Here is an 11,869-nt window from a genome sequence, read left to right as displayed (position 1 = left end):
TCCCTTTGTTCCGCACCAAAGCTTAGCAAGCTCCCTTGACCCCTGCCTTTTGGCGGGGGTTCTTTTTTGCATGCTCGACAGACGGGAATGACCGGCATAGTCTTTGGCACCACCACCGCCAAACAGGAACGCCCCCATGCCTGAGCTTACAGAAATCACACAATACCTGCCCGGTATTTTGCTATCGTACCTTGCCTTGCTTGTGGGCGTCATCAGCCCCGGCCCAGCCTTGCTTGGACTGATGGGTGTTTCACTTGATCGCGGACGCCTTGCGGGGCAAAGCTTTGCCCTTGGCATCGGCACGGGTTCCTTTTCCATCGGGCTTTTAACCCTGACCGGGTTGTCGGCGGTTTTGGCGGCCTATGCTGATGCGATGACCGCCATTCGTATTTTTGGTGGGCTTTATTTGCTGTGGCTGTCGTATCGCGCATTTCGCACCGCATTTCGCAAACCCGTTCCTGCAAGTGCAAACGACGACGTTCCGGTGAGCGACCCAATCAGCAGGCGTGGCTATTATCTGCGTGGCTTGGCACTGCATCTTACCAATCCAAAGGCAATCCTGACCTGGATCGCGATCATTTCAATCGGCTTTACCCATGGTGCGCCGCTTTGGGTGGGGGCTGCCATCGTGATCGGGTGCGGGATGATTTCAACCTGTATGCATCTGATCTATGCCACAGCCTTTTCAACCGCCCCGGCGATTTCGATTTACCGGCGTGCCGCCGGATGGATCAATGGGGTACTTGGCGTTTTCTTTGCCATGGTCGGTATCAGGTTGCTGTTTAATCGATAAAGTTGGCATCAGGGCCGCGCCGGATCTTCTTTCTCGGTTTCTGATTCTGCTTCCGCTTCGGCCTCTGCTTCAGCCTGCTCTGCGGCCCACACGCCTGCGGTTTCCACAGCCATCGGCGACGCTGTTGGCAACACGCCCAGATAACTTTCGGTCTCATCGGCCGGCATCGCCTCACGCTTGGTCATGCGATAGAGCGCATAAAGCGCAATGGCGCCAAATGTTACGACAAGAACCAACCAGAATGCATATGGACCAAACTGCTGCATCGCCCAACCGGTGACAAGCGGGCCCGAAATGGCCCCAATGCCAAAGGTCAGAACCAGCGCCCCAGACGCGGCTGGCATTTCCTCAAGCGTCAGAAAATCATTGGTGTAGGCCAAGAACAATGCGTAAAGCGGCGTTGTCATGCCACCGGCAAAGAATGCCGCAGCCATCAGTGGCCAAAGCTGATCGCCGGCCATCCAGCCCAGTGCACAGGATATCCCCCCCATTAACGCCGCGCCAAAGATCAGCTTGCGCCGATCCATCCGGTCCGACAACCAGCCGATGGGATATTGAAACAGCAAGGCACCGGCAAACAGCATCCCAATAAACAACGCGATCTGTGCGGTGGTCAGGTCAATCTTGGTGCCAAAAACTGCCCCCATGCCTGATTGCGTGGCATACACACTGCCCAGCAAGAAAATCCCGACAGTACTTAGCGGTGCCTCGACAAACAATTCGCGTAACGGCATTGCTTTCGCAGCTTCGGTCACCGGAACCGAGGATACCGACAAAAGGATCGGCGCGAAAGAAACCGACACAAGGATTGAGGCCCCAATGAACAGCACCGATGTCCCGGCATCGCCCAGTGTCAAAAGCCCCTGCGCACCGATAATACCCAGCGTCTGTGCAATCATATAGGCCGACAGAACCTTACCGCGTGTTTCATTGGTCGCAGCATCATTAAGCCAGCTTTCCGCCGTGACATAGATGCCCGACATGCAAAACCCGACAAGAATGCGAAGTGGCGTCCACGCCCATGGCTCCGTCAATAAGGGGAAGGCAATCAGTGCCGCCGACATGAAGCTGCCAAGGGCGGCAAAAACACGCACATGTCCCACACGGCGCAGCATCACCGGGGTCAGGCGCGCACCCGACAAAAATCCGGCAAAATAGGCCGATGTGACAATGGCCAGTTCTGCTGAGGAAAAGTTTTCGATCCCGCCACGGACACCGATAAGGGTCGAATGCATGCCATTGCCCAGCATGATCAGGACGATCCCAAGCAAAAGCGCCCAGACACTAGACAAAACCTTGAACATCGAATGCCCTCTCACGCATGACAGTGGCGCCGGATCGTTGAGTTATGGATGGCTCAACGGACTGCTTGGCGTCTTGTTCACCATGATCGGCATCGGGCTTTTGATCAACCGATAATACAGCACGACAACACAGTAATTAATCAGTGGGTTCAACCAGTTCTGCCTGCGTCATCCGGCGGGTCGTCACCCCGTTTTTAAGATCAAGCCAGCAGCAAAAGACCGTTAGCCAAACCGCAATGAGCGGGACGACGGCGATTTCCTGATCCATCACCCACAACGTGGCACTGGCAATCAAACACCAGATCAAAGGAACCGGCACCAAAAGCCATCGCCAGGTCCCGCGTGCCATCAAAACAAAACCAAGCGTACCGAGGGTTGTTGGATCTGCTGCACTGCCAAACAGCTCGGCCTGCATAAGGTCCCGTCCTTCGAACAACCCGACGAACGGATAGACCACCAAGGCAATGCCGATAAACGCGGCCCCAATCATGGATGAAAAATCCCCGCGCCAGCCAAACCGCAACGGCAAGGGGCGTGCAGCAAAAACAGCCAAAAGCACGATCTCTGCGACGAACCCAGGCAGGACATAGGGCACAACCCAGTTGATCGGTTGATAGTATTGCCACATGAAACCGTAACTTACCCATGCCCAGATCAGCGACAGCACCACCAGAATAACCCGGTTGCCGCGATGGCCATGGCGTATCGCCAAACCTGCCGCAATGACCCCGGCAACAAGGGCCGATACCACCGCCAGCCCCCATGTTGTATTCATCGTTTCAAACAGCCGGAAATACACCCGCGGTGAAAACAGCAGGAAATCGGCTAAGCCATAGCTCCACCATTCGCTCATGACCGTGCCCCCTTCATATTAGAACCCCGATCACCGCAGCGATCTGTTCGCGCATTTTGTCATCGGGTAAAAGCCCGGTCGCCGCACGCATGTTTTCGGCTGCGTGCGCCGGTTTGGTCGTGGCCGGGATAGGACAAGTCACCGCCGGATGGGCAATCAGATATTTCAAAATCAGCTGCGCCCAGCTTTGCACCTGAAGTTCAGCGGCAAATTCCGGCAATGGCTCACCTTCGAGTTTCTCAACAAGGCTACCGCCCCGAAACGGACGGTTCACAATCACCGCAATCCCGCGATCATAGGCCATCGGCAACAGGTATTCTTCGACATCGCGGTCAATCGGGTTGTAGGTAACCTGAACGAAATCAAGGCGTTCGTTCTTCATCACCGCCATTAAATCTTCGGTGCGCCGTCCGTGTGACGTCGTCACCCCGACATAGCGCAGAAGACCTTGGTCTTTCAGCTTGAACAACAGTGGCAGATTTTCATTAATCCCCAACAGGTTATGCACCTGCAAAAGGTCAAACTTTTTAAGGCTCCAGCGGGCTTCGGTCTCGGAAAGCTGTTCCATTCCATCGCCAGCGGTCCAGATTTTGTCGGTTGAAAAGACCTGATCGCGGGCACCGAGCTTATCAAGCCCATAGCCGATAACATCCTGCGACGATCCATACATCGGGGAACTGTCAATCATCCGCCCGCCTGCAGAAAAGAAGGCCGACATCACGTCCGCACATTGATCGCGCAGTTCCATATCATTGCCGACATTAAAGGTGATCCAGCTGCCCAGTCCGACCGCCGGAATTTCTTCACCGGTTGACGCAATCGCCTTGCGGATCACATCGGGGCGTTTTTGCCCGGCAATTGTTTGCGCCCACAGCGGGCCCGCCCCGCCAAGCGCCGTCGCAGCGCCCAAGGCACTGAACGCACTGGCCGATTTCAAAAATGTTCGACGATCAAATTCAGACATGGTCCACCCCGTCTTACTGTTTCGTCCTTCATATTCCACAAGAATTGGGCAGAATTCTGCCATAACGCAACGGTTCCTGCATAAACCATACCAAACACCGCAGGAATCCGCGCATGTGCTGGGCTGCCCACTGTTGCTTACCAGGCGGCCAAAACAAAAGGCCACGACATAATATCGTGGCCTTTGATCGTATCAGATAAGATAGCTGAAACGTTTAAACCCGTTTCCAGCTCGTGCCATCTTTGAAGTCTTCCAGCAGAATGCCGCGTGCCAGCAAATCATTGCGGATTTTATCGGCTGTTGCGAAATCCTTGTTCTTTTTGGCGTCCGCCCGCTGATTGATCAGATCATCAATCTCGGCGGCTTCGTCTTCGCCCGCACTGCCGGTAAACCAATCTTCCGGGTCGGCTTCAAGAATACCAAGCAGCTTGGCCGCGGCGAGAATTTCGCCCTTGGCTTCCGCACGCTCGTATTTCTTTTCGGCCTTGTTGAACCGAGTGACCAGATTGTGGAATTCCGCAATCGCCAGTGGTGTATTGAGGTCATCACACAGCGCTTCAAGGAACAGACGCGGTACCGGCATATCTTCCGGCGTCACATCGGCACTTTGACGCAATGCTGTATAGAACCGATCAAGTGATTCCTTAGCCTGACGCAGGTTATCTTCGGTCCAGTTAATCGGCTGGTGATAATGGGTGCCGATCATTGCAAGGCGGATTGCTTCCCCCGGCCAGCTTTCCAGCAAATCATGCACGGTGACGAAATTGCCCAAAGACTTGGACATTTTTTCGCCTTCAACCATCAGGTGGCCGTTATGCATCCAGTATTTGGCATAGCTTGACCCCTGATTGGCACAGCAGCTTTGCGCCAATTCGTTTTCATGATGCGGGAACACAAGGTCCGAACCACCGCCATGAATGTCGAAATTCTCGCCCAGATAGCGCGTCAACATGGCCGAGCATTCAATATGCCAGCCTGGACGGCCCCGACCCCATGGGCTTTCCCAGCCCGGAATGTCGTCTTCGGACGGTTTCCACAAAACGAAATCTGCCGGGTCTTTCTTGTACGGTGCGACTTCAACCCGCGCACCCGCAATCATTTCCTTACGATCACGGCGCGACAGCTTGCCATAGCCATCAAACTTATCGACCGAAAACAGAACATGTCCTTCGGCGGCATAGGCAAAACCTTGTTCGATCAGGCTTTCACACATGGCAATCATTTCGGCGATATGTTCGGTCGCACGCGGCTCGATATCTGGCTTGGCCGCGTTCAAGGCGCCCATATCATCAAGATAGGCCTGATGGGTGCGTTTGGTGATGTCGGAAATCGTCTCGCCGCTGTCTTTGGCGCGCGCGTTGATTTTATCATCAACGTCGGTGACGTTTCGAACGTAGGTCACCTTGGGATAGATATGGCGCAAAACACGCACCAGCGTATCAAACACAACAACCGGGCGCGCATTACCAACATGGGCGTAATCATACACCGTCGGCCCGCACACATAGAGGCGCACGTTATTGGCGTCAATCGGCTCAAACACCTGTTTTTCGCGGGTGAGCGTGTCAAAGATACGAAGGGTCTTGTTCATTATAATTGTCCGTTTGGCTGTGGTGTCGGGTTAAATGCAGGCATTTATCGGCGATCAAAGCAGAATGCTTAGACCGCCTTCCCACACAGCCGGTTACGTGCTTTATCCCCGCCAATCAGAACCAGCATGGTCAACATTTCCGGGCCATGTTCACGTGCGGTCAGCGCCTTGCGCAATGGCATGAACAATTCCTTGCCCTTACGACCAGTCGCATCCTTAACCGCCGTCGTCCAAGACTTCCAGCTCGTCCCGTCAAGCGCGCCTTCAGGCAACAATTCCGCCGCCTGCTTTAAGAACTCGCCATCTTTATCGTCAATTTCCGGCACCACGGGCTGATGGATCACATCCCACCATTCCAGTGCCTCGGACACGCGCCAGCAGTTGCCACGCACCGCGTTCCAGAAGGTTTCATCGGCGGTTGCCATGCCCGCAGTAATCAGTTTGGGCCGTGCGGCTTCAAACGACATGTCATGAATGACTTTTTCATTCAGGCTGGCCAATTCGGCCGGATCGAATTTCGGGGTTGAACGCCCGTAATGATCGAGATCGAATTTCTCAAGCACTTCAGACAGACTTGCCGGTTCGATTTTATCGGACGCGCCAAGACCGGTCAAAAGACCGACCAATGCTTCGACCTCAAACCCGTCATTGCGCAGTTCACGAAGCGACAGGCTGCCCAACCGTTTTGAAAGCTGCGATCCACCAGGCCCCGCCAAAAGCGGCATATGGGCAAATTCAAGCGCACCGGGTTTCCCACCGAGGGCAAGATACAGCAAAATCTGCGACACGGTATTGGTCACATGGTCTTCGCCGCGAATGATGTGGGAAACACCCATTTCAAGGTCATCCACCACGGAACCAAGCATATACAGCAACGACCCGTCTTCACGGATCAAAACCGGGTCCGACACATGTTCGGTATCAAACGAACAGACCCCGCGCGCCAAATCATCCCATTCGACCATGCCGTCGGTCAGGATAAAACGCCAATGCGGTTTGCGGCCTTCGGCTTCCAGCGCAGCAATTTCATCATCGCTCAGCGTCAATGCCTTACGGTCATAGATAAACGCCTGATGACGCTGGCGGGCAGCCTTGCGTTTCCAGTTAAGTTCACCTTCGGTCTCGTAACACGGATACAGCAACTCGCGCTTTTTCAGATCAGCGATCGCCGCGTCGTATTTATCCTGACGCAGGGACTGGCGTTCTTCACGGTCCCAGTCAATGCCAAGCCATCTCAGGTCTTCACGGATGGCATCGACATATTCGTCTTTGGAACGAACTGGATCGGTGTCATCAAACCGCAGGATGAATTCGCCGCCTGATTTCCGGGCATAAAGCCAGTTCATCAGGGCAACACGGGCGTTCCCGACATGGAGAAGCCCGGTTGGGCTGGGTGCAAATCGCAGGACAGGTTTTGTCATTTCAAACTTTTCAGTTCAAGTGGTTCAGGTCACGAGGTTCGTGAAACCATTTGTAATAGGATAGCGTCTGTCACGGCCAAAGGCGCGCGGCGTAATCTTGACCCCCGGCGGGGCCTGACGGCGTTTATATTCCGCCCGATCGAGCAATCGCCAAACCCGGCGCACAGTCGCCTCGTCATGACCGCTATCCACGATATCGCGTACAGACCGCTCACCTTCAATCATCTGATGCAAAATATCATCAAGAACATCATAAGGCGGCAGGCTGTCTTCGTCTTTCTGATCCGGCCGCAATTCAGCAGATGGCGGCTTGGTAATGATCCGTTCGGGGATCACCATACCATCCGGGCCCATCGCACCAGCCGGTGTATTTTCATTGCGCCAATGGCATAGGTCAAACACGGTCGTTTTATAAAGGTCTTTCAAAACAGAATAGCCACCGCACATGTCGCCATACAGTGTCGCATAGCCGACCGACATTTCCGACTTATTGCCGGTCGTCAGCACCATGTGGCCAAACTTGTTTGAAAGCGCCATCAGGATCATCCCGCGCGAACGGGCCTGAATGTTTTCTTCGGCAATATCAGGATCACGTCCTTCAAATGCAGGAGCCAGCATTTGATCAAACGCGCCCATTGCCGGACCGATATTAATGCTTTCGATCCCGGTTCGCAGCATATTCGCACACAGTTCGGCATCCTCAAGGCTATCAGCCGAGGTATAAGGTGACGGCATCATCACCAGCCGCACGCGATCCGATCCCAGCGCATCGACCGCAACCGCGGCCGACAACGCACTGTCGATCCCGCCCGACATGCCAATGACAACGCCGGGAAAACCATTTTTATTGACGTAGTCACGCAAGCCCAGAACAAGGGTCTGATAAATCGCATCAAGGCCGGTCGGGTGTGCGACCTTGGGCGCATCGGATGCGCAGGCCCATGTGCCATCATCACCCTTGACCCAGTTTGATGTGACAACCCCCTCGGCAAAGCACGGCAATGCAACGCCAAGCGATCCATCACCGTTCAAACCAAACGAGCCGCCATCAAAAACCAGCTCGTCCTGACCACCCACTTCGTTGCAATAGATCATCGGCGCGCCGGTTTCACCGACGCGGTCTGCAATCAGTTGACGACGCAAGCCCCCCTTGTGGGCTTCAAACGGTGATCCGTTGGGCACGAGGAAAATCTCGGTCCCAGCCTTGGCAAGATGGGCCACCACATTGGGCGTCCAGACATCTTCACAGATTGGCACACCAATTTTGACGCCCTTGAATGAAATCGGCTCGGGCATGGGACCGGCGGCAAAGACGCGCTTTTCATCAAACACGCCATAGTTCGGCAGGTCCTGCTTGGCCCGGACGTCAACAATCTTGCCCTGCTCGATCAAAAGAACTGCGTTAAAGCGTGTGCCATCAATGTCCCATGGTGTCGTCAACAGCAATGCCGGACCCTTGGTGCGTTTGGCCGTATGGGTGCAAATCGTATCCACCGCTTCGCGCAGATGGCGCATGAACGCAGGCTTCATCACCAGATCCTCGGGCGGATAGCCCGACAGAACCAGTTCAGAATACAAAACGATATCCGCGCCCTGATCAGCCGCAGTTTCCCAGGCCGCCACAACCTTGTCCCGGTTACCGGTTACATCACCGACAATCGGGTTGAGCTGGGCAATCGCAATGGCAAGCATATTTGTCATGATGTTGGAATAGGAGCCCCCCCGCGTGCTGTCAATTGCCGAATAACGAATATCGCCTGTTCCAAACTTGCAATGCCGGGAAAATTTCACCCAAAACCGGATCAAGTCATTGTGTTTAAACGCCTTGGATCAGCAAACACTAATTGATAATGACTTGCAAAATCGATCAAAGATCGCTCTATTGCCCGCGCTGTAAAGTGCAGCGCACAAAAAATCAAAATTTAAAATACGAGCAAACACATGAGCACCACCAAAAATTCAACGGCCCCTATGCCCGCCGTCACCGTTTCCTATATCCCCGGACGCGAAGCTTCCGAAAACCTTGGCATTGTTTTTGGCAGTTCGGTCAGAAGCCGCAACTTCCTGTTTGATATTTTTGCCGCATTCAAAAACCTGTTTGGCGGTGAAGTACGGTCCTATACCCGTCTTCTCGACGACGCGCAGAGCGAAGCGACCAGCCGCATGCTCGAACAGGCCAAAAAGCTTGATGCAGATGCTGTTGTTGATGTGCATTTTGCCACGTCACAGGTTGCCTATAAAGCGGCTGAAATCTTCGCCTATGGCACCGCTGTTCGCCTGAAATAACGGTTAGGATTCCCAAAAATGGAAGAAATCATTCTTCCGGGAATTTTGCTGACCATCCTGATCGGAATTGCCTATCTGACCGGCCGCGTGGCCGATGGGGTACATGACCGCGCGCTAAAACGCGATGAGTCGTTACTGCCCCGGCAGGTTCTTGATTCAGGAAGCAACATTCCCGGTGACATAAAACTGCACGACACTGCCATGGTAACCGGCAAAGTCGTGATTGCCGAAGATCGTTTTCGCAATCTTCTGGCACGTTTGCGCATTTTTGTCGGTGGGCGCCTTAGTGCGCATGAAGCATCGATAACCCGCGCCAAACGCGAGGCCATGTTGCGCCTGCGCACCAACGCCAAGGGTGCCAGCCATATTATCGGTATTCGGTTTGATTCCGCACAACTAAGTCGCGGCATGATCGAAATGATTGTATCTGGCACCGCCCTTTATACCGATCATCGACCAAAGGGCGGCTTTCCATCCGCGCTGCCCGATGACGGGGTCAATATCAGCCACCGTAACCTGCTCGTCGAATTCCTGTCGGCAAGCACGGCATTTCTTCTGATTTGCTGGGGAATTTATGCGGCCAGCGGCCTGTTGGTCGAATGGGCCAGCCATGAAATCTCGGTCGAGGACGAAGTTGCCATCTGGTCGCAGCTTGAACCCGAGCTGATCAACCATCACCGCACCTCAGACGACCGCAGTCTGGCGGAAAACTATCTGGTTGATCTGATCAATTCGATCCCCAAAACGGCTCTAGGTCCGGCAGCGGCCTATGATTTTGACGTCGTGATCGTTCCCGATCCGACACCAAATGCTGCGGCCCTTCCCGGCGGATTGATCCTTGTTCATACGGGCATGATTGATCTGGTCGAAAGTGAAAATGAACTGCTATCGATCCTGGGTCATGAAATCGGCCATTACAACGGGCGCGATCACCTTGAAGGATTGGGCCGCGAAGTTGTCGGCGTTGCCCTGTCAGCCATGATGTTTCAGACCGATGCGGTTTTGACCACCTGGATTGCCGGTTGGCCAAAAATGCTGACCGACCTTGATTATTCACGCAGTCAGGAACTTGATGCCGATAATTGGAGCCTCAAAATCCTGATGGCGAAATATGGGCATGTTGGTGAAGTTGCCCGAACGTTTGAAAAGCTTGGTCAAATGCAGGGCGGGCACAGTGTCATGGATTATCTGGCAACCCACCCGCACCCGCAGGACCGGGTTGACCGGCTGTATAAAATGGCCCGCGACCAAAACCTTCCGATGGGCGAACCTGTCAACCTGGAAGAAGCCTTCGAAGACTTCCTTGTGCGTACCGGCGAAATTCCGGAAAGCGCGCGTGAGGAAGGCCGTAAATTTAGCCTCACAACCACGAAAGACTGATACCCATGCGTGGATTTCTTTTCCCCTTCCGCTTCCTAAGCGTAAGTGGTCGCCCGAACATCGAGTTTTGGCTCACCCAATGCGTCATTTTGGCATCCACAATAATCGGTGTGTATCTGGCAAGTTTTGCGGGTTTTCAGATCGCCGTTGACTTTGATCGGTATCAGACGATGTCCGATGTCAGCAATCTGGAAAAATCGCTCGAAGCTGAGTTTGGCGACAATATCGAAAAGGTCGAAACATGGATCGCCGATTATCCAGAGGCCCCGATGACGTGGCACGCCCAAACGCTAGCACCGCGCGAAGCCCACAAACTCGACGATATGGTTTGGCAAACCATGCGCTATTCCGACCGCACGCTTGAGGTAAACCCAAAAGTTTTGACCGGTGTGCGCCGCTTTTATGGCGATATCGAAGCACAGATGACCATTTTGTTCATGCAGCAGAATGCAAATGGCTATGCCCGCAAAGCCATGGAAAAAATGACAACAATCGTTGCCACGGCCCGTCGAGACGTCCTGCCGCTACTGCAATCGGAAATCAAACGTTTGGATAGTGAATTGGCTGATATGGCCAATTAGGCTCGATTGACACCGAAACAAGACACATCAAACAAACCGGGGCGACATCAGTGGCCCCGGTTTTGTTTTGTCTTCGATGTGATTTTGGCAGGAACCGTGAAAGCTACAAATCCAGTGCAGCGTCGATTTCGTCCTGGCTCATGGTTTTGGCCGATCCATGAATGATCCCGCTGGCAACATCCATGAACCGTTGCAGCGATTTGGTGACGGCATTGGCGGTTTCACGCAGCAGTTCCTCGTTGCCCTCAGCAATGATCGCATCAAGCTGCGTATTGGCGTGGCCCACAATCGTATTGAGGTGATTAATGGTTTCTTCAAATGGATCGCGGAACCGGCTTGGCACATGATCATAGGCCTCAATCGCCAGTTCGCGGTCGGAAAAGGCACTATCGCGGAAATGATCCTGATAGCTTTTTGGAGCCCACTCTTTGCAATCCTCGATCATGTCAGGCATGTCAGGGACCATTTCGAGCAACATGACGATTTCGTTGAAGTGATTCAGATAATCGGTCGCCAAAAGCGTCGTGGAGGAAATATTCGTTCCCTCAACCTTTTTCTGCCACGCAGCAAAATCCGCTTCATTCGTCATATTTATGTGCGACCCTCAATCCCTAATATCCATCAGGTATTAGCCTGTATTTGTCTATACTTAAGAATATTCGATGCCGTTGGGTAGAGGTAAAATGAAACAATCAG

11 protein-coding genes are annotated in these 11,869 nt (G+C 53.7%); 4 read left to right on the top strand and 7 right to left on the bottom strand.

Annotated features, from left to right (window positions below):
* Positions 1 to 136: 136 nt before the first annotated feature.
* Positions 137 to 793, top strand: a complete 657-nt coding sequence (locus AC0VXT_RS04070; protein ID WP_475547609.1) for a LysE family translocator — start codon at positions 137 to 139, stop codon at positions 791 to 793.
* Positions 794 to 801: 8 nt separating this feature from the next.
* Here the strand turns inward: AC0VXT_RS04070 and AC0VXT_RS04065 are convergent, their stop codons facing one another.
* The 6 genes from AC0VXT_RS04065 to AC0VXT_RS04040 all read right to left on the bottom strand — a co-directional run bounded on the left by AC0VXT_RS04065 (position 802) and on the right by AC0VXT_RS04040 (position 8,627).
* Positions 802 to 2,097 carry an MFS transporter gene (locus tag AC0VXT_RS04065; protein ID WP_475547608.1) on the bottom strand — a complete coding sequence of 432 codons (1,296 nt, stop codon included), beginning with the start codon at positions 2,095 to 2,097 and terminating at the stop codon, positions 802 to 804.
* A 136-nt stretch (positions 2,098 to 2,233) separates the two neighbouring features.
* Complete coding sequence (locus AC0VXT_RS04060) at positions 2,234 to 2,950, bottom strand: DUF6064 family protein (protein ID WP_475547607.1); 717 nt, start codon at positions 2,948 to 2,950, stop codon at positions 2,234 to 2,236.
* A 13-nt stretch (positions 2,951 to 2,963) separates the two neighbouring features.
* Positions 2,964 to 3,914 carry an aldo/keto reductase gene (locus AC0VXT_RS04055; protein ID WP_475547606.1) on the bottom strand — a complete coding sequence of 317 codons (951 nt, stop codon included), beginning with the start codon at positions 3,912 to 3,914 and terminating at the stop codon, positions 2,964 to 2,966.
* 214 nt (positions 3,915 to 4,128) lie between these two features.
* Positions 4,129 to 5,505, bottom strand: coding sequence for a cysteine--tRNA ligase (gene cysS, locus AC0VXT_RS04050; RefSeq protein ID WP_475547605.1), 1,377 nt, complete (start codon positions 5,503 to 5,505; stop codon positions 4,129 to 4,131).
* A 68-nt stretch (positions 5,506 to 5,573) separates the two neighbouring features.
* Positions 5,574 to 6,926, bottom strand: a complete 1,353-nt coding sequence (gene gltX, locus AC0VXT_RS04045; RefSeq protein ID WP_475547604.1) for a glutamate--tRNA ligase — start codon at positions 6,924 to 6,926, stop codon at positions 5,574 to 5,576.
* Positions 6,927 to 6,950: 24 nt separating this feature from the next.
* Positions 6,951 to 8,627, bottom strand: a complete 1,677-nt coding sequence (locus tag AC0VXT_RS04040; RefSeq protein ID WP_475547603.1) for an NAD+ synthase — start codon at positions 8,625 to 8,627, stop codon at positions 6,951 to 6,953.
* A gap of 240 nt (positions 8,628 to 8,867) precedes the next feature.
* Between AC0VXT_RS04040 and AC0VXT_RS04035 the strand changes: the two genes are divergently transcribed.
* From AC0VXT_RS04035 to AC0VXT_RS04025, 3 genes are read left to right on the top strand one after another with little or no spacing between them, the layout of a single operon-like run.
* Positions 8,868 to 9,212, top strand: coding sequence for a YbjQ family protein (locus tag AC0VXT_RS04035; RefSeq protein WP_101301946.1), 345 nt, complete (start codon positions 8,868 to 8,870; stop codon positions 9,210 to 9,212).
* 18 nt (positions 9,213 to 9,230) lie between these two features.
* Positions 9,231 to 10,592, top strand: coding sequence for a M48 family metalloprotease (locus AC0VXT_RS04030; RefSeq protein WP_475547602.1), 1,362 nt, complete (start codon positions 9,231 to 9,233; stop codon positions 10,590 to 10,592).
* A gap of 5 nt (positions 10,593 to 10,597) precedes the next feature.
* On the top strand, positions 10,598 to 11,173 hold the full coding sequence (locus AC0VXT_RS04025; RefSeq protein WP_475547601.1) for a hypothetical protein: 576 nt from the start codon (positions 10,598 to 10,600) through the stop codon (positions 11,171 to 11,173).
* 103 nt (positions 11,174 to 11,276) lie between these two features.
* On the opposite strand, the gene AC0VXT_RS04020 is transcribed toward AC0VXT_RS04025, so the two are convergent.
* The gene (locus AC0VXT_RS04020) at positions 11,277 to 11,762 is read right to left on the bottom strand and encodes a hypothetical protein (RefSeq protein WP_475547600.1); all 486 of its coding nucleotides are present in this window, start codon (positions 11,760 to 11,762) and stop codon (positions 11,277 to 11,279) included.
* Positions 11,763 to 11,869: the final 107 nt, after the last annotated feature.

The organism is Thalassospira sp. Z349TD_5 (assembly GCF_056173045.1).
This window is presented reverse-complemented; position numbering and strand designations above follow the sequence as displayed.

What these genes read in the sequence shown, in the direction of transcription:
- AC0VXT_RS04070 (WP_475547609.1), top strand. Translation starts at nt 137, where the DNA reads ATGCCTGAGCTTACAGAAATCACACAATACCTGCCCGGTATTTTGCTA.
- AC0VXT_RS04065 (WP_475547608.1), bottom strand. Translation starts at nt 2,097, where the DNA reads ATGTTCAAGGTTTTGTCTAGTGTCTGGGCGCTTTTGCTTGGGATCGTC.
- AC0VXT_RS04060 (WP_475547607.1), bottom strand. Translation starts at nt 2,950, where the DNA reads ATGAGCGAATGGTGGAGCTATGGCTTAGCCGATTTCCTGCTGTTTTCA.
- AC0VXT_RS04055 (WP_475547606.1), bottom strand. Translation starts at nt 3,914, where the DNA reads ATGTCTGAATTTGATCGTCGAACATTTTTGAAATCGGCCAGTGCGTTC.
- cysS (WP_475547605.1), bottom strand. Translation starts at nt 5,505, where the DNA reads ATGAACAAGACCCTTCGTATCTTTGACACGCTCACCCGCGAAAAACAG.
- gltX (WP_475547604.1), bottom strand. Translation starts at nt 6,926, where the DNA reads ATGACAAAACCTGTCCTGCGATTTGCACCCAGCCCAACCGGGCTTCTC.
- AC0VXT_RS04040 (WP_475547603.1), bottom strand. Translation starts at nt 8,627, where the DNA reads ATGACAAATATGCTTGCCATTGCGATTGCCCAGCTCAACCCGATTGTC.
- AC0VXT_RS04035 (WP_101301946.1), top strand. Translation starts at nt 8,868, where the DNA reads ATGAGCACCACCAAAAATTCAACGGCCCCTATGCCCGCCGTCACCGTT.
- AC0VXT_RS04030 (WP_475547602.1), top strand. Translation starts at nt 9,231, where the DNA reads ATGGAAGAAATCATTCTTCCGGGAATTTTGCTGACCATCCTGATCGGA.
- AC0VXT_RS04025 (WP_475547601.1), top strand. Translation starts at nt 10,598, where the DNA reads ATGCGTGGATTTCTTTTCCCCTTCCGCTTCCTAAGCGTAAGTGGTCGC.
- AC0VXT_RS04020 (WP_475547600.1), bottom strand. Translation starts at nt 11,762, where the DNA reads ATGACGAATGAAGCGGATTTTGCTGCGTGGCAGAAAAAGGTTGAGGGA.